General features: G+C 42.1%; 15 protein-coding genes and 1 pseudogene. 5 read left to right on the top strand and 11 right to left on the bottom strand.

Going from position 1 to position 18,645, the window contains the following annotated elements; all coding sequences use genetic code 11:
• Nucleotides 1-115 precede the first annotated feature (115 nt).
• Together FGL31_RS05485 and FGL31_RS05480 are read right to left on the bottom strand one after the other, a co-directional pair.
• A complete protein-coding gene (locus tag FGL31_RS05485; protein ID WP_138089980.1) occupies nt 116-1,045 on the bottom strand; it encodes an endonuclease/exonuclease/phosphatase family protein in 930 nt (309 codons plus the stop codon).
• Between the two features lie 90 nt (nt 1,046-1,135).
• Entirely contained in the window at nt 1,136-2,152 is a 1,017-nt protein-coding gene (locus tag FGL31_RS05480) for an endonuclease/exonuclease/phosphatase family protein (protein WP_138089979.1), read from the bottom strand.
• 207 nt (nt 2,153-2,359) lie between these two features.
• Here FGL31_RS05480 and FGL31_RS05475 point away from each other — a divergent pair, with 207 nt between their 5' ends.
• Genes FGL31_RS05475 through FGL31_RS24625 form a run of 4 tightly spaced genes read left to right on the top strand, consistent with a single transcriptional unit; the run spans nt 2,360 to nt 5,739 of the window.
• Nucleotides 2,360-3,535 carry a glycosyltransferase family 4 protein gene (locus tag FGL31_RS05475; protein ID WP_138089978.1) on the top strand — a complete coding sequence of 392 codons (1,176 nt, stop codon included), beginning with the start codon at nt 2,360-2,362 and terminating at the stop codon, nt 3,533-3,535.
• A gap of 27 nt (nt 3,536-3,562) precedes the next feature.
• Entirely contained in the window at nt 3,563-4,555 is a 993-nt protein-coding gene (locus FGL31_RS05470) for a lysylphosphatidylglycerol synthase transmembrane domain-containing protein (protein ID WP_232047130.1), read from the top strand.
• The gene (locus tag FGL31_RS24630; RefSeq protein ID WP_232046295.1) at nt 4,536-5,003 is read left to right on the top strand and encodes a glycosyltransferase; all 468 of its coding nucleotides are present in this window, start codon (nt 4,536-4,538) and stop codon (nt 5,001-5,003) included. Before FGL31_RS05470 ends, FGL31_RS24630 begins: the two co-directional genes overlap by 20 nt.
• Nucleotides 4,984-5,739: a glycosyltransferase family 4 protein gene (locus tag FGL31_RS24625; RefSeq protein ID WP_232046294.1), complete on the top strand. Its 756-nt coding sequence runs from the start codon at nt 4,984-4,986 to the stop codon at nt 5,737-5,739. Before FGL31_RS24630 ends, FGL31_RS24625 begins: the two co-directional genes overlap by 20 nt.
• Here FGL31_RS24625 and dinB read toward each other — a convergent pair.
• From dinB to FGL31_RS05455, 3 genes are all read right to left on the bottom strand, one after another.
• Entirely contained in the window at nt 5,736-6,926 is a 1,191-nt protein-coding gene (gene dinB / locus FGL31_RS05460; protein WP_138089976.1) for a DNA polymerase IV, read from the bottom strand. The two genes, FGL31_RS24625 and dinB, sit on opposite strands and share 4 nt — an antisense overlap.
• 61 nt (nt 6,927-6,987) lie before the next feature.
• On the bottom strand, nt 6,988-7,302 hold the full coding sequence (locus FGL31_RS28805; protein ID WP_317130967.1) for a hypothetical protein: 315 nt from the start codon (nt 7,300-7,302) through the stop codon (nt 6,988-6,990).
• Entirely contained in the window at nt 7,256-7,792 is a 537-nt protein-coding gene (locus FGL31_RS05455; RefSeq protein ID WP_317130966.1) for an alpha/beta hydrolase, read from the bottom strand. The genes FGL31_RS28805 and FGL31_RS05455 overlap by 47 nt, the downstream gene beginning before the upstream one ends.
• 123 nt (nt 7,793-7,915) lie before the next feature.
• On the opposite strand from FGL31_RS05455, the pseudogene FGL31_RS05450 reads away from it, so the two are divergent.
• Nucleotides 7,916-10,721 (top strand): annotated as a pseudogene (locus FGL31_RS05450) (DNA gyrase/topoisomerase IV subunit A).
• 115 nt (nt 10,722-10,836) lie between these two features.
• Here the strand turns inward: FGL31_RS05450 and FGL31_RS05445 are convergent.
• The 6 genes from FGL31_RS05445 to FGL31_RS05420 form a co-directional block, all read right to left on the bottom strand.
• Nucleotides 10,837-12,000, bottom strand: coding sequence for a clostripain-related cysteine peptidase (locus FGL31_RS05445; RefSeq protein WP_232046293.1), 1,164 nt, complete (start codon nt 11,998-12,000; stop codon nt 10,837-10,839).
• A gap of 15 nt (nt 12,001-12,015) precedes the next feature.
• Nucleotides 12,016-13,026, bottom strand: a complete 1,011-nt coding sequence (locus tag FGL31_RS05440) for an endonuclease/exonuclease/phosphatase family protein (RefSeq protein WP_197734106.1) — start codon at nt 13,024-13,026, stop codon at nt 12,016-12,018.
• Nucleotides 13,027-13,061: 35 nt separating this feature from the next.
• Complete coding sequence (locus FGL31_RS05435; protein WP_138089974.1) at nt 13,062-14,408, bottom strand: DUF5689 domain-containing protein; 1,347 nt, start codon at nt 14,406-14,408, stop codon at nt 13,062-13,064.
• 12 nt (nt 14,409-14,420) lie between these two features.
• Nucleotides 14,421-17,120, bottom strand: coding sequence for a carboxypeptidase-like regulatory domain-containing protein (locus tag FGL31_RS05430; protein WP_232046292.1), 2,700 nt, complete (start codon nt 17,118-17,120; stop codon nt 14,421-14,423).
• A gap of 122 nt (nt 17,121-17,242) precedes the next feature.
• Entirely contained in the window at nt 17,243-17,476 is a 234-nt protein-coding gene (locus FGL31_RS05425; RefSeq protein WP_138089972.1) for a hypothetical protein, read from the bottom strand.
• A gap of 2 nt (nt 17,477-17,478) precedes the next feature.
• Complete coding sequence (locus FGL31_RS05420) at nt 17,479-18,636, bottom strand: fimbrillin family protein (RefSeq protein WP_138089971.1); 1,158 nt, start codon at nt 18,634-18,636, stop codon at nt 17,479-17,481.
• Nucleotides 18,637-18,645: the final 9 nt, after the last annotated feature.

The raw sequence follows: 18,645 nt of genomic DNA, 5'->3' as shown, positions 1-18,645 counted from the left end.
AATTTTTAGAATATTTTACTAAAATTTTTAGTAAAATTTCCGATAAAAAAAGCTGAGTGTTTAATTCTCAGCTTATTACTATTATATACATGTTGTGGTTAATCGAGGAATTAATTTAATCTTCCCAAGTCCAGTCAAGCTTCATTGATACAGCCAGGTGGTCTGACAATGCCTGGTCTTCATCGTTGGTGAAATGCTGTATTTCCACCTGATAATCTGCTGGTTGGAATTTGAGGTTTTTACTGCTCCGGAAGAATATCTTGTCGAGACTTTCGGTTTCATTATTTAAGCTCAACATATGTTGGGCTATAAATTTTGGGATAACTTCAGGGAAAACTCCTTTTCTAAGATATTGTACCCAGCCATCCGAAAGGCCGGTAGTCAATAAGAATTCATGGAGATTATCTCTTTTATAGGCATAATGGGCGTTGAAATCTCCCATTACAATAATAGGTCTGTCTACAGAATGTTCATTGATATAATTTGCGAGTTGTCGGAAATTTTCCCTTCTTGCTCTTGCTGCACGTGCTACATCACTGGAATTAGCATGGATATTATAGACATCTATGGTTACCTGATGTGCCAGTTGAATTTGGGCGAACGTAAATCCTTTCACCGTCCAGCAATCTGGTCCACTGCAATGTCTCCAAGGGATTCTTCTATATTCAATAATTGGATATTTAGATAAAGTGTTCAAGCCATCACCTACCGGGATCTTGCCTTTTGTCTCGGTACGATAGGGATGCAGGTTTTTAGAATAAAATGCGGTATTGTAATTGAAATCTTCCTGAACATTGACAATGTCAAAGGGTTCGATTTTTTCACCTATTTCGGCAATACTGAGTTTTCGGGGTAGTTTTGCTGCTGATATTCCTTGCGGTAAACCAGCAATGTTGTAGGTAAGCAAGGATATCTTGCCTTGGAGAAAATGCTCTGAAGAGCTGTCTTCTTGCGGGATGGCTACTGAAATAAGCTTTCCTTTTAGATTCTTGAACAAGAACAGTAAAACTATGATTACTCCCGCTAGTATAAAAAGTATGGTCATCTATTAACTTATATGAAATAAAAGTATAGTCTTCAAATTATCTAATTTGGAACTCTACGTTAATTTTTCATTAATCTATTGCGTATATGTTCATTTCAGCAATAATTCATCTTTTACTACACTTGTATCTTGGGATGAATTGGTCAATTCCCATTCCAAATTTAACGATATGGCACAATGGTCCGATAATGGCTGTCCAGAATCTGTTGAAAACAGGTCATGTTGCACTTGGTAATTTTTTGGAGTGAATATGATTTGGTCACTATTTCTAAAGTATATTTTGTCGATACTTTCACAGTCATCGGTCACATTTAGTGCATGACTTGCTACAAAATCTTCTTGATGTTCGGGCACTAATCCTTTGTTTCGCAATAATGTCCAGCTATCGAACACATGGATTTCTTTCTGAAAATCGCGGACATTATCTTCTACAAAAGCATAATGGGCATTGAAGTCGCCCATAATCAATAAGGGTTGACATTCTGAGTTTTCATGTATAAAAGCAGCTAACTGTTTTAAATTTTTCTTTCTTGCTGCCACCGCGTTTTTATTGTCCTGGGCTGTAGCATGGATATTATAAACATCAAGGAATACATCTTTAGCGATTTGGATTCTTGTATAACTGAATCCTTTAGGTGTAAAACAATCGCTACCACTGCAATCTGACCAAGCAATCCGTTGAGATTCCATGATCGGAAATTTAGAAAGGGTACTCAGTCCATCACCAAATGGGACTGTACCCATTGTCTGAGTCCTGTATGGATGAAGATTGAACGAGTAGAGTTCTGCGTTGTAATTGAAGTCTTCTTGGACATTGACGATATCAAATCTATTGATTCTTTCACCGATTTCACGAATGCTAGATGCTCGTGGGGTTTCTGCTGAAGAAATAATGGCTGGAAGGCCTGCAATATTATAGGTCAGTAAAGAGAGTTCGCCAGAAGAACGGTCTTCCAAAGCTGGGTGTTCAACAAATAAGTTTGCTTTTGACCCGTTGCTTTTTTTGTAACTGAAAAGAAATATTAAGGAGAAAAAAACTGACAACAACATTAAAAACCTGAAATGCCAAGCTTTACTTTTCTGAGGATAAGGAAGGTTGATTAGCATAGATATCAATCATTGATCCTATAACAAAAGTATCGGAAAGGGTTAAACACAACCTTAATTCAATATTAAAGGTTTGTTGATTTGTTATTTCCTTATCATTAACACTTTACTCATTCTAAACAGTTCATTCATAATACCTTAACATGAGCTTATCACTAAGGAAACATTGGTACATTATTTTTATCGGATAGACAATTTGCATTCTACATGAAGAAAGTTGCATTTTTTTCGGAGATCCTTATTGAAGATTTCGATGGAGCCTCCCGGACCATGTTCCAAATAATAAACCGTATCGATCACACAGCTTTCTCTTACCTATTTATATATGGTAAAGGGCCAGACAATTTTCATCTTCACCAATCTTACCAAGTTCCTACATTTAGGATTCCGATCAATGATGATTATTCATTTGCTGTTCCGCAGTTGTCGAGATGGAAGCTCGAGGAAGCCCTTGATAATTTTGAACCAGACGTGATCCATATCGCAACACCTTCATTGTTAGGCTTCTTTGCCTTAAAATATGCCCGCAGAAAAAACATACCGATCATCAGTATTTACCATACCCACTTTATCTCTTATATCGCTTATTATCTTAGGAATTTATCCTCTCTTATCAAACCTGCAGAATATTGGATGCGTAAAGCGATGGTCCGCTTTTACAACAGCTGTCAAAAGGTTTATGTACCTGCGCATAACATCATGGATGAGCTCAAAGAAATAGGGATTGACTCCGAACGATTGACATTATGGCAACGAGGTATCGATTTAAGTCTTTTCAATCCTGAGAAAGCAGATTCCCATTATATCCGTGAAATCACCAAGAACGACAAACCCAATATTTTATTTGCGAGTCGCTTGGTCTGGGAAAAGAATGTACAGACATTGATTGATATCTATAATCAGCTCAAAAAATCAAAAATAGAATACAATTTGATAATCGCTGGTGATGGTTCTGCCAAACAGGAGGCACAAGAACTTATGCCGACTGCATTTTTTCTGGGAAAATTGGATCATGAGGAATTATCCAAGCTGTATGCTTCATCGGATGTGTTCGTTTTCACTTCTACTTCTGAAACCTATGGCAATGTTGTCATTGAGGCCATGGCGTCGGGACTTCCATGTGTCATTGCAAATGGCGGTGGTAGTGCCAGTTTAGTAGACCATGGTCGAACAGGTTATAAATGTGTGCCCAATAATGCGTTGGAATACGTTTATTTCATCCATAAAATTCTTAGTGACGCCAACATTAGAGAAGATTTTAGAGAAGCTGGGTTGGCATATGTCAGGAAATTAGACTGGGCAAAGTTGGCTGAAACTTATTTTGATGATATCGAAGAATTGGCGGCATCACCCATAAATTCATTGGCATGGGCCAGCAACTAAAATTCAACAAAAAAGGCCATTAAGTTGGTGTTGATTGTTGTCATTCTTGTCTTCATAGGCATATTTATCTTGAACACAGATTTCTCAGCTACCAAGGAGGAATTACGGGCCATTGGGTTTCGGTTTATTTATTTGCTTGGAATAACATTCATCGCTTATTTTTTTGGGACTTGGTCATGGCATATTTGCTTGGGAGAGAATCGTAAAAAAATCAGTATTCTAAAACTCTTTGCTGTTAGGCAAGTTGGTGAAACCGTTGGTCAATACAACCCGACCAGTATTGTTGGGGGCGATCTATTAAAGGCTGAAATGCTGAAACCTTATGGTATTAGCAGTGAAGTTGCATTGAGCTCAGTTGCTACTTCTAGGATTACAGTTGTCCTGTCACAAATCTTATTGCTTTTAATCGCTTGTTTATGGTTGAGCAAAATGGAGATTGGTCAAACAGCTTTAAAGAGCATTGGAATCGTATTCTATATTTTCATTGCTTTATTGATTCTTCTCAATCTTGTTTTCTTTTATTGGTTGATCTTCAGTAAATCTATGTCCAAGCCAATTTTGAAAGAAAATTCCAATGGTTTGTTAAGGAAGTTGGTTTATAAGATCAAGGATTTGTCTTTCAATATTCGAAAATCTTATCGGTATAATCCCCGATTCTTTTGGTATTCCTATCTATTAGCTACGGTCCATTGGGTTATTGGCAGTTTAGAGTTTTACTTTATTCTTCTTTTCTTAGGTTATTCTGTGGTTCCTATGCATGGCCTACTGTTGGACATGGGAGTTATTGTTTTCAAGAGTGCAGGTGCATTTGTTCCGGGTCAATTGGGGATTGAGGAGCTTGGGAACAAAATGATGTTGAGTATAGTTGGAATTTCTGCTGGGAGCGTTTGGGTTTCAGCATCTATTCTTCGCCGAGCCAGACAATTATTTTGGATCGCCATAGGTTTCATCCTTTATCCCTTTTTAAAAAAAGACAGCAAACAAGCATCTACTTTACAGAATGGAAATATTATTTGTTAGCCATAAATATCCACCTTCGACCGGAGGGATGGAAAAACAAAGCTATGAACTCATTCATGCTATTTCAAGGCATGCAATTGTACATAAATTGGTATACCAAAAGGGCGAAGGAAGTCTTTTGAAATTCTTTTGGAACCTCAATTCCAATATCAAAAATATGCTGGAGTTACATCCCGGTATTCAATTGATACATTTCAATGATGGTCTGATTGCATCTTTAGCCTTATTTCATTCGGGTTATGAGCATATAAAACGCGTAGTAACCATCCATGGTTTGGACGTGGTCTTTCCTTTGGTTTATTTCCAGAAACAAATCCTTCCTCGTTTCAACAAATACGATCATATCATTGCCGTTAGCCGAGCAACCGCTGCCGCTGCAATAGAACGTGGTATTGCTAAAGAAAAAGTGACAGTCATTAAAAAATGGGGTGAATCGCCATCTCGCTAGTTCCGAAATCATACCATTAGAACAATTGTTGGCTTACTATCCTCAATTGAACGTCAAGAAGAAGTATTTCGTGACTTTGGGCCGACCTGTAAAAAGAAAGGGATTTTCCTGGTTGCTGAAGGAAGTAGTTCCTCATATGCCCGATGACTTTCAATTGCTGATGATTGGTCCATTCAACAAAAAAGCTGGTTTCACAGAGAAACTCCTTCGCGTTTTTCCTCCTAAAATTTATCATCTAATTACTTTATTTTTGGGTTATCCCTCTGATGAAAGAGAGATCAGGCATCTTTTGAAAGAGAATCATATCCGTAAAAAAGTACAGCATTTAGGGAAAATTCCGTTTTCTCATCTACAGTCTTTATTGGCTCATTCTTTGGCATTTTTGATGCCCAATATTCGAGTAAGCGGAGATATGGAGGGTTTTGGTCTGGTTTGCCTGGAGGCCTCTATTTCAGGGACGTTGGTTGTTGCGGCTGCCATTGAAGGCATTACAGATGCTGTTCAGGACAAAAAGAATGGCATTCTGCTTCAATCTGGCGATCGTGAGGCTTGGATCAATCGGTTGGAAGAGATCATGGATTTTTCGGCTGAGTATCAGAAAGACGCAAAATTATATCAAATATTCAGTAGAGAAAACTATGGTTGGGAAATCATGGGTCAAGAATATTTCAAAACTTTCAAGAAATTGGCTTACCCCAAGTCATCCTTAAAATTGGTACACAGCAAAGAGATTTAAAAATGAGGGCTTCGCTCTCTTTTTTCTCTTTCCTTGACAGATATAGCTCTTTTGATTGCTTCATCACCATAACGAGCTCGCATGGCATCCATAGCTTGATACAACCTTACTGCTTCTTCCGTATCTTCAAAGAGGTTGATCTGTTGGGAACCTTGAACCAGATGACTGAATCGCACCCCAATCAGGCGTACCAGCATCCGTTTATCATATAATTTGGCGAAAAGCTCCTTTACTTTCTTTAACAGAACGGTATCAGATGCGGTATACGAAATAACCATCTGCTTGCTCACCGTATCGAAATTGGCATACCTGAGTTTCACGGTCACACAACCGGTCAATCGCTCTTGCTTTCGCAATTGAAAGGTCAAGCGCTCGGTCATGCGGATCAGTTCGCTGTTCAAGAACTGCATGTCGATCGTGTCTTGCATAAAGGTTTCTTCAGTCCCTATGCTCTTTTGCTCTGAATATGGGATAATGGGTGAAGGATCGATTCCATTGGCTTTCCGGGAAAGGTCAATTCCATTTTTCCCGAGGAGATTATGCATCATAGGCACCGGAATCTCACTTAATATCTTGATTGTACTTACACCCATCTGCAGCAAGAGCACACTGGTCTTTTCCCCTATTCCGGGCATCCTTTGTATCTTTAATGGGGCTAGATAATCCTTCTCCAGTCCATGCAAGATTTCCTTGCGTCCATCGGGTTTGGCATCATCTGTGGCTACTTTGCTGATCAATTTATTAGATGCCAACGCATAGCTGATGGGCAGCCCGCTTTCTTTTTTGATCCTATTCTTCAGCTCGACCATAAACTGGCTACAGCCAAAGAAACGATCGACCCCGGTGAGGTCTACATAAAACTCATCTACACTGGCCTTTTCCATTACCGGGACGGTCTCTCGTACTACATCCGTTACCACTCTTGAATAATAACTGTAGCTATCCATGTCTCCACGGACGACAATGGCATGCGGACAAAGCCTCATCGCCAATTTCATGGGCATCGCACTGTGGACGCCAAACTTCCGAGTCTCATAGCTGCATGCCGAAACCACTGCCCGATCGCTCATCCCCCCGACAATCAAAGGCTTGCCAATGAACTTACTGTTCTTGAGACGTTCTACGCTTACAAAAAACGTATCCAAGTCCAAATGAGCAACAAACCGCTTATTATCAAACAAATCCATAGTAATTCCGAATATGCAATTATTCAAAATTACTAAAATTTTTAGTAAAACAAGTTTTATTTTATTTATTCCAGCGTTCGATTTCCCTAATCAGGATCGGGAATGCAGGATAGGTCATTCCATGATCATATCCATCCAATTCGAGCAATTTTGTCTGGGAGTGTCCCACAATTTTCAACATCCTAGCCAAGTATGCATTTTCTTCATATCGTCCCACCATTTCCAACTCACGATCGCCTGTAATCAAGGTAATGGGAACTTGATTCTTGCGTACCCAATATAAAGGTGCAAATTCATCCACGACAGGCTGATTGATATCAATTCCTTTTTCAGCACGAGCAGTAAAATGGCTGATGCATTGTGCGCTGAAAGGCACAACTCCAAAACAGTTTATCAGCATCAATTCCCTCCTCCTTGAGGTATCTCGGGTTGAGAGCTAACATTAGGTTTAAATACCCTCCGGCAGAATGGCCCGAAAGAACGATTTTTTGGTTGCTGCCACCAAATTCTCCGATATGATTGAAAGTCCAGCTGACTGCCTTTGCAGCATCTTTGATAATGTCCTCGACCTTGGCTTTCGGAGACAAACGGTACCCTACTCCAACCACAGCAATACCCTTGTCTTTTAAATAAGCCGGAATCTCTTTTTCACCCCCCGTCAATCCGCCGCCATGAAACCAAACCACAGTTACAAAATCCTTTTTATCCTTTGGGTAATACACATCAATTTGACAGCGCTCCTTGCTATAGGCATCGGCATTTGATGCTGCGTATGAAATATTTTCTTTCAGCTCATAATTGCCATTTTGCGCGAACAATAGGCTTACGGAAAAGCTGAGAACAAATAAGAAAAGTAATCTCTTCATGATATAGGAATTTGTTAAAAGTAGAATAATCCTAAAAATAAGACAAATAAAATGAATTTCGTATTTTTACGAGGTTTGCAGAAATCAAGTCTGCAAACCCATCAAAAACTTACGGAAAAGTACATGAGTGACGAAATCAACGATATAGAAGAAAATAACGACTCAAATCCAAATCAAGACCAACAAAGCAATACCATCCCCTTATCGGGGCTATATGAGAATTGGTTTTTAGATTATGCTTCCTATGTTATCTTGGACCGTGCTGTACCACATATCAATGATGGTTTCAAGCCGGTGCAGCGACGCATCCTCCACTCTTTAAAGGAGATGGATGATGGCCGCTTTAACAAGGCTGCGAATGTGATTGGAAATACCATGAAGTATCACCCACACGGGGATGCTTCGATTGGCGATGCCATGGTTCAGATTGGTCAAAAAGACTTATTGATTGACTGTCAGGGTAACTGGGGGGATCCAATTACTGGGGACTCTGCGGCTGCTCCTCGTTATATAGAAGGACGATTGTCCAAGTTTGCCAATGAAGTGGTCTTCAATCCTGACACTACGGATTGGCAACTGAGTTATGATGGTCGTAATAAAGAGCCTATCACCCTGCCGGTAAAATTCCCATTGCTATTGGCTCAAGGTGCAGAGGGTATCGCTGTAGGTTTGGCTACCAAAATTATGCCCCACAATTTCATTGAATTGATCGATGGGTCTATCCAAGTACTGAAAGGCGAAAGACCGGCAATCTATCCGGACTTCCCTACTGGCGGTATGGCCGATGTGACTGCATACAATGAAGGCCAGCGTGGTGGTAAAATCCGTGTCCGCGCAAAAATCGAAGAACGCGACAAAAAAACATTGGCGATCACTGAAATTCCTTTCGGAACCACCACAGGATCCTTGATCGACAGTATTGTCTCCGCCAATGAAAAAGGAAAAATCAAAATCAAGAAAATCGAAGACAACACAGCTGAATTTGTAGAAATCATGGTACACCTTGCTCCAGGAATCTCCCCGGACGTAACCATCGATGCACTCCTATGCATTTACAGGCTGTGAAACTTCCATTTCGCCAAATACATGTGTCATCAAGAACAATAAGCCTCATTTTATGAGCGTGAATGACATCTTGATCGAAAACACAAAACAAACCAAAAGCTTACTAAAGCAAGAACTCGAAATCAGGTTGCACGAACTTCTTGAAAAGATATTCTTCAGTTCCTTACTGAAAATCTTTATTCAAGAGGGGATGTATAAACATCCTGATTATGAAAACGCAGGCGACTTTGAGACCGTAGTTGAAGTATTGAATCAGTTGTTCTCCCCATTCTTTGACCAATTCTATCGTCCGATCACTCCTGAAGATTACAAGAGATTGATCGACAAGCCAATGAGTAGCATCACTCGCTTTGACGTGAAAAAGGCTGACGAACAGATGAAGGCCCTAGAGGATGAAATCAAGGAGGTTAAAAAGAACTTAAGGAACCTGACTGAATATACCATCAAATGGTTTGAATATATCCGTGGCAAATACAGCAAGGGCAGAGAACGCAAAACCGAACTTCGCGTATTCGATAAGGTTGAAGCAACTCAAGTAGCCTTGGCAAATGCCAAATTATATGTAAACCGGGAAGAGGGATTCATCGGAACAAATATGCGTAAAGATGAGTTGGTTGGTGACTGTTCTGATATTGATGATATCATTGTATTCCGTGGTGATGGTAAGTACTCCGTGGTTAAAATCCAGGACAAAATATTTGTTGGCAAGGATATTATCCATGTTGCTGTCTTCAAGAAAGGCGATGACCGAACAGTTTACAATGCCATCTATAAAGACGGTTCAACCGGCACAAGTTATATCAAGCGTTTCTCTGTAACAGGTGTGACACGAGACAAGGATTATGACATTGGAAAAGGCAGCAAAGGTTCTAAATTCCTTTACTTCACTGCGAATCCAAACGGAGAAGCTGAAGTTGTGAATATCCAGCTTAAGCCACACTCTAAATTACGTAAGCTGAATTTTGATATGGACTTTGCGGAAATTGCAATCAAAGGCCGTGCTTCGCAAGGAAATATCGTCAGCAAGTATCCTGTGAAAAAAGTTTCTTTCAAAAGTGCTGGCGTTTCAACCCTAGCGGGAAGAAAAATCTGGTATGATGAGACCTTAAAACGTTTGAACGCTGATAATAGAGGTAAATTCCTGGGTGAATTCGATGGCGATGACAAAATCTTGATCGTGATGAAAGATGGCTCTTATGAGCTTTCGAATTTTGACCTGAACAATCACTTTGATGAAAAGATGATTCGGATGGAAAAATATACTCCTGAACAAGTGTATACAGCCATTCACCAGGATGCGAAGACAGGTACTTATTATGTTAAACGCTTCAATTTCGACGATAACCCCGTAGGCAAACGCGTTCGATTTATAGGTGATGACAGTAAATTGATATTGCTGACCAATAATGACGCTCCAGTAGTTTCATTGGACATCTTGAAAGGGAAGTCTCAAACTCACGAACATCTTGAACAAGAACTTACTGAAATCGTAGATGTGAAAGGGATGAAAGCTCAAGGAAATAGATTGTCTTTCCACACCGTCCAGAAGATCAAACTTCTATCTGAGGAGAAAGACTTATCAACTACTCCTTTGGCAGATACTCCAGTGTCAGCTGAATCTAGTTCATCTGTCGAAAATGACCTTCCGGAAACTACAGAAACGCCAGATGCTGGTCCATCTGAGAAAGAATCTGCAAAACCTGAGGTTAAGGCAGAAAAACCAAAGGCTCAAGACAAAAAAGAGCCTGAATCAAAACCAGTCGATGATATTCCTTTTGAAATCACCAATCCAGATGATATCCAGATTGACAATAATGGTCAGTTGGGATTATTTGGAGAGAGTGACCCTGAGGATGATAAATAAAACATTGAACATAATTGTAAAAGCCAGGTTGATAGGACCTGGCTTTTTTTGTTTCCAAAAAAAAGGAGCCATTCCAAAATGACCCCTTTCAAACGAAAATAGTAATTATAAAAAATTATGAATAAGCTTGGAACAATCTGAAGTAGGACGACACCCTGCTCCAGTTAAAGGATTGATAATACTTGAAAAATCGAGATTCAGATCTTGAGGGTATATAGCAGGACAGTCCCGAGAAAGCATTGATCGGTGTTCCCAGGAAATGGCTGGTGTTCACCTTGTAGAGCACTGTCCTGTTCACCTGCTGCCTGACCATCTCATAGTCCTGTTTGGGATAGTTCTTCGCACAGAAATCCAGGAGGTCGAATGCAGGTACTGTGTTCACTGCATTCACATCCAGGTCCAGGCGCTGTACGCTCTCCCTGTGCACCACGGTTCCCGGATGCTTTTCGATGACCTCCCGCATGGCTTTGGCCAGGTTGCCCATCTCTCCCATGTCGACCAGCGAGAATGTTGCCGACTGCATCTGGCCCTGCTGCCTGCTGTAGAACTCGTAGTACAGCTGGGCTGCCCGTTTCAGCCCCTCGCGGCTGTCCCGCATCAACAGGAACTCCACGATACGGTCGTAGGGCATGCCCACGCTGATCACCTCGGTCGGCGATGCCAGGACAAGCGGGACGATGTCCCGCAGCTCGTAAAGCACCTCAACCGAGCCCATCGAGCAGGCATCGAATATCAGGTAGTCCAGGTTCCGGGGCAAGACCCGCTTCAGGTCCTTGATGTCCATGGTCTTCCCGCCGTCTTCACCGAAGGACTTCAGCTTGGCCATCTTCTTTTCAGTGCCCGGGTGCCAGTTCGTGGCATGCGACCACAGGATCGCGCCATACCTCTCCGACCTAGATAGCTCCTGCATGTCACGGAAAACCATTTTCATGACCTCGGGATCCGAGGCGTTGTGATCCGGATAGCTCTTCAGCACCTTGCTGACGATCCGAGGGCTCTGGTCATGCACGATCTCGTAGATCTTGGGCGCCTGACCGAAGACCCGTGCATAAACGATCAGCTTGCCATCGAAGTCGCCGAAGCCGGACTCCATCTGGTTGATGTTGTCCATCGCCTCTGCAGCCAAATTGTTGTTCGCCGACATATAAACCAGAACAGATTTTGAAACAAGGACATCTATTTCTTCCCCCTTTTGACAGGAGCTGAATAGAAACAACAAGCATAAAACCATGCTTATCAATGCACTTCTTTTTTCTAAAAATCTGTTCCTATTTTTCATTACATAAAAATTATTTTACAATTCCACTTCCTTCAGCAAATAGATCAATACCGGGAAGTGATCTGAATATCCATTCTGGAACAAATTCCCTGAAAAAGTCCTCAGTGGATAGCCCTTGTATCTGCCATCCTTGGTGATCAGGTATTCGGGATTGTAGATCTCCGATTTCCAGAACTTCAGTGTTTTCCGGTCCTCGCCTAGCAAGGGTTCGGAAACTATGATCTGATCGAACAGGCTCCATTTTGCCTGGTAGCCCAAGGAGCCGATGCCTTTCGAATAATGGTTGTACATGGTGTTGTAGAGTTCTCCTTGGACTACATTCTCCCTCCTGCTCTTGGCACCCAATGTTTCCCGGACGCTGATATCGACAGGATCGTCGTTCAGGTCACCCATGATGATGATCTTGGAGTTCGGGTTCTTGTGATAGATGGAATCAACGGCGGACTTGACAATGCTGGCCGCAAATTCGCGGAGCTCGGACGACTTGCCCCCGAACCTCGATGGCCAATGGTTCACGAAAATATGGACCATCTCATTGGCGATCACCCCTTTCACCAACAGCACGTCCCTGGTCACATAGTCCGGCCTGCTGGGGATTTTATAGCCCAGCACCTGAGAATCCACGTACCTGAACAGCGCTGGATTGTACAGAAGGGCAACGTCGATCCCCCTGCGGTCGGGAGAGTCATAGTGCACGATCTGATAATTGTTTTCTGCCAGGGAAGGTTGGTTTACCAAGTCTTCCAGAACCTTTCTGTTCTCGATCTCGCTCAGACCGATCAGCGCTGGACCAACGGGGCAGTTTCTTCGACCTATTTGACTCAGAACAAAAGCAAGTTTTTCCTGTTTCTTCCTGTATTTGTCAGGTGTCCAGTTCATGCCACCTGATGGAGTGAACTCTCCATCCAAGACCGTTGTATCCCTTTCGGTATCAAAAAGGTTCTCTACATTATAGAAAGCTATCGGATATACCGAATAACTTTTCTGTTGTGCCTGGACAAATAAACTCGAAAGAAGAAATCCCAATAAAGCACAAGTTCTTGGTCGTATGTACCTTCTTATCATCTTTTCTTGTCTCCCTTAACGATGATGACCTCTTGACCTGCAGCACCCCCTATCAATTCGATATTGTCCAAACGGAAACCAACTTTGTTCAAATCAGACTTAGAAATGAATTCAATGGTCACATTGTTGGATTGTTCAATGTTTGGAATACTGATGGTGTACCATTTGTTATTGTCACCAGCTGCATTTGAAACTTCTTTGCTAGGGATATTCATCAACTTACCATTGACCTTCACCTGGATTTGATTTAAGTTTGCAGCTGCTGTAGCATCGAAAAGATTCGCTGTCAATTGAAAGTTCAAAGTAACATCGCCTTTATCTCTTGTATTAATTCCAGTGATTTTCAAATTTGATTCTTTGTTTGCTGGTAGCCAAACGTGAGCACCATTATCACCTGAAACACTTCTTACATCTGCACTTCCAAGTTCTTCTGTATATTTTACAGGTGCTTTCATGTCAAAATCATTGAAATCAGCTACTTTAGGTCGGTTTCCAGATGGATAAGTCCCTTTACCAAAAGTTTCTTTGAAGAAACTGCCTGACACAGGTTTATTGCCTTCTGGTTCTTGACCATCAAATGATTTAATATCTCTGCTGGTTCTTAATAACAATTGCCATGTTCCATTGAATCTCCCCAGGATACCGACTAAACCTCCATTGCCCAAGGGCAGCATATCTTGTGAAAAGTTGGAATAGTTACTTGTTCTCACAATCATTACATTTCCATCCTTATTTTTGATTTCCTCATTGGTTGTAGCATCTTTCGAAGAAAAAGGATTTTTCCCGCCATTGGAAAAGCGAATGTCCTTAACTTCCACCAATTGGTTTACCATGTCATCTGTAAGTTTGTTTAACTCGATAACTTTAGGAATAGCATTGGCAGGATTTGGCCAAGAATTCAACTGCACTTTTTCTTGAAAATCTAACCATGATATTCTGTTTGCATTTGTGGTGCTCAGTCCAATCTGCAATTCACCGCCATATTTCAAAATATAGAGATCCTTTAAGTTTACAAAAACTTCTTGTCCAACTTGAAACTTGCCATATACAGCATTCTGTTCTACCCCAATATTGATGGCAGCAGTTTCATCCTGAACATAGATCTGTTTGTAGATGTTTCCAGACTCATCGTTACCAGTCACAATGCCTTTGAAGATCAATTCCTCTTCTATCAAGGTAGGTGCTGTCAGAGTAGCATATCTATCTTTCAGCTGTTTGATGGTGATGTTTGCAGCTTTGCCTTTATATTGTGGCTCTGTCAGCGGTGGTGGCATATATTCACGCTCGCAGGACATAAAGCACATGCTGATGAAGAACAATAATATGTAGCCTATATTTTTCATGTTGTATTAATTTTAAAACCTATAACTTGTGTTGAAAAAAATGTTCAGTCCCTGCATATAGAAGTACCTTGAACTGAAGCGATCCGGGTAGGTCAGGTCAAGACGTCCCTGTTCGAAACCTCCAGTTCCGATACCTCTGTTGTTCAAAAGGTTCATGACCGAGAGATTGAAGTTCAATGCCCTCCTGTTTTTGAGATATAGGAGCTTACCAACAGAAGCATCAATTGTTAAATTACTCTCTAGACGTTCTTGGGTAGTCAACTGTTGATACGACTCATAACTCTCTGTATAGGGATTTACGGTTGAATAAACTGAAGATGTACGCCTTAGCGGGGCTGCAGACATGTAATTTCTGCCCACCAGGTTACCGCTCAGCTCAAAGAACCAGTAGTCATAAAAGTATCTCGCAGCTACGATCCCCGCTGCCTGTGGTGTCCCCGATACATGGAGGTTCTTCATGTACACCGTTTCCTCAACGTTCACCAGCAGCCCGTTCTCGGAGTTCATCGTCCCCATCGGGTTGTTGCTGTAATAGTATTCCCCAAAGCTCCCTATGAAATCGAAGTTCCAGTTCTGGTCCAGGCTGTAGGTCAGGCTGGCCTCCATCCCCCTGTGCCGGCGGTCGACACCGCTCAGGTTGTGGAAAACAAAGGTCCGCTGGGAGTCGTGGTAGTAGTTCATCCGCTCCAGCTGGTCATAGAAATTCGTCTGGAAGACAGAGATCCTGCCCGCAAGCTTCGGCATCGAGAACACGTAGTTCAGGTCCGAATGGAACACCTTCCCGCTCGACAGGCCCTTCACCACACGGTCCGTCACCCTGGACATCACATAGGCGCGGTCGGGCAACGGCGGTTCGGTGATGTAGGCCATGTTCGCCGACAGGAAATGCCTCCCGTCGAACTTATACGTGGCCCCGGCCTTCACCGTGAAATCGACGAAACCGTACTTCGGCCCCTTCCCATAGGAGTGGTCCGGAAAACGGCCGTTCATCATGTTGCCCTTCCTCTGGAGATCCGTATAGCCGATCTTCGTGCCGTAGTAGATGTCAAGGTTCCGAGTCTGGTAGCTGTTCGCTATCCAGGCATTCACGCTCTCGATGTCGATGTCGAAATCATAGCCGAAGATATCACCCTCGTACACCTTGCGGTTCGGATATTTAAGGTCGTTCTGCTTGATGCTCTCGTTGCCCGGATTCTCGCGCTCGGCGAACTTGTCCAGGTCCAGCACGTGGCTCGAGCCCATCAGGTCATCTACCGTCTTGTACTGGTAAGATCTGCTCGAACGGGCTTCAATTCCTCCTGTGAGAATGGAGTTGTTATCATATAGTTTATGAAAAGTAGTGCTCAATGTACCTTCCAGCACATCCGAATGTCGACGTTCCAGCATGTAAAGAGCTGCTCCAGCATTCTTGCGTACATTTTCTGGGTTCATGTTCTGCCTGTACATTTCGTCCCAGTTCAATTGGGTAACTCTTGGATCGCGAGATTTCCAAAGACCAGTGTATTCCTCAACCGTTGAAATATCTATTTTAGGTGTAAACTTTCCATAGTTTGACGGCAAATATCTGTAGTAGTCCGGTCTAGGGTCCATGGCATTGTACCAGTTCAGTGCGCTGTTGCTATAGCGTCCATAATGGAACATACCGCCAGAGGTCAGACTGGTTTTGTCATCGATCTTCCAGCGGTGCGAAACCACTGCTGTGGGATCGAAAGCCTTTACTATCCGGGAGTTTCTTACCTTCCCGTTGTGGTAACCCCAATTTGGGTTATAAAGATTGTTTCCAACCAAATCATACACTTCCTGAAAAGAGGAACCCTGCTGTCCACGGACTACGGGTGAACCAAAGGTCAAGAGCGACAGGGAATGATCTCCATCCTGCCATTGCTTCTCTGCGGAGAGTGCATATGAAAGATTGTTGTACGATGTGCCCGGGATTGCTCCCTTGTCGGAGTACCGGCCACCGACCGCCCCCGTAAAGGCCCAGCCACGCTCGTTCAGACCCGTGGAGTAGCTGAACATCGAGCGCGCATAATAATTCCTGTTCGTATAGGACAGGGTGAGCTTGCCCCCCTTTGCATAGGAGCTCGCCCGCATATTGATGTTCTCGGAACCGCCGATGGTCCCGAGCGTATAAGTGCCTACTTGATTATAGTTAACGACGTCACCGTTCCTGGTCAGGTCGTTCAAGGCCCCGATAGAGGCATAGTTGAACACACGGCGGTATTGGTCGTTGGCCAGAACACCGTTGATATAGGTATGTTCGTAAAAGTTGTCGTAGCCCCTTACCCTGAATCGGTAGGGCGACAGTTTGAACCCGACCTTGTTGAGGTACAGGTCATTGGAAAGGATAACAGATACCTGGATGTCCTGCGTGCTCATGTCCCCTTCCGAGGAGATGATGCCATCGTCGATGACCCCCAGAACGGTCTGTACATCGACCTGGTTCTCCGCCAGAAGTTCGATATCATCTAATGTCCTTGACCCAGAATCTAATAATTCTAAGTTAAGCTCAAAGCTTCTGAATCCTGCAGATTGGATGGTCAGTTTCTCATTACCAGGTTTGAGGTTCACAAATACAAATTCACCTTCTTCATTTGTACTCGTGGTCATTTTGTTCTGCTCCAGGAAAATCGTGATCCCCACCAAGGGGACTTTGGTGCATTCATGTATTACCTTCCCTTTCAGTTGGATTCCTTCTTGAGAATATCCCACAAATCTGAAACAGGTCAATAATATGATAATTGGTAAAATTCTTTGCATAGTTACTTCTGGATAAGAAGAGTATATGAGAAAAGATGGGGACCGCAACGGCCCCCTATCTTATTAATGAAAAATTATTTTTTTCCTACTAATTTGACGTTGTCAACGCGGTAGCCAACTTTATTATTTGCAGCAGTACCAACAAATTCAAGAGTCATCGTAGAAGCTGATTCAATACCAGACACTTTAACTGGAATAAATTTATTTTTTGATTTTAAATCTCCTGATGTTGACAATTCTTTACCATTTATCTTTACGGTTACTCCATTAACAGGCCCTAGTTCTTGTGCAGCAATATCAAATGTCAATACTACATCTTTAAATCCTTCTGATTTGATCCTTCAATTTTAAGACCTGAGTTTCTATTAGCTGGCAACCATAGGTGTGAATTCATGGAGCTTGTTGCACGGATGTCAGCGAAACCTGGAAATATGGATGAATAGGTAACACCTTTATTTTCAAAATCCATATATTTCTCAACTTTTAATCTATCTTTTCCTTTTTCACCAAATCCTTCTTGATAAAAAGTTTGTTCTTTTGCATTTGTTGTTGGTTCAGGTGTAGTAGTTACTGTTCCACCATCTTTTCCTGCTTTGAATGATCCACCAATAATCGAAGTCCAGTCAGTGATTGTTGCATTTCCTTCACCCACTACTTGTTTAGTCTCACCCGATTCCAATGACACATTATAAGAGTATTTCTTACCTGTTTCATAAGCAAGGTTAGCAGGCAAAGTCCATTTAAAGTTTTCATTTCCGGAAGTGAAAACAACTTCTTTTCCAGCGTAATCCCCTGGAATCAAGATTGCTTCTACTGTGTTTTTACCATCAACTGAGATGATTTTAGCATTTACGTTCGCTGAGTTAGATCCTGCAGAAATTACCCCCGTAGCAAGATCCATGGAAGCAGTGGTATTAACAGCATTCAAAACAGCTTTTAATCCTGAAATATTAACTCCAGTTCCTCCAGTAACGTTGATTTCTATTTTTGACAATTTATGTTGGAATGTCAATGCTGGATTACCTGATGTTTTGTCCAATCCTGTAGCATTGTTAGAATACATTACGTCAATTTTCTCTTGAGCTGTTTGGTTGCTCACATTGATCGGTAATGTAGTTCCGCTTACAGCCGAAGCATATGGATAGTAGGCAATAAAGTCAACTTTTCCTTGATCAGGATAGTTGATCACATCAGCACCAGTTGCTGTAAAGTTTCCATTTCCAGGAGTAACATACTTTTTGTTGGCTGCCAATGCGTTGCCCAATCCGCTTCCTTGCTTCATGAATACGCCAATCTCATCATTCGCTCCCCAAGTAGTTCCTGAAGCTTTTGTTGCTGCATTCCCTTCAATTTTTGAAGTGAACTGAACACCTTCTGTTGAAGGTAGTTTTCGGTAATCATCTTTTTTACAAGATGCCATAAGGGCAACGATAGCTAATGTTGCGCTTAAGAATTGTTTTGTTTTCATTTTATATAT

This window comes from Sphingobacterium daejeonense (assembly GCF_901472535.1).
Classification (GTDB): domain Bacteria; phylum Bacteroidota; class Bacteroidia; order Sphingobacteriales; family Sphingobacteriaceae; genus Sphingobacterium; species Sphingobacterium daejeonense.
Note: the sequence above shows the minus strand (reverse complement) of the source record. Positions and strands in the feature narration are given on the sequence as shown.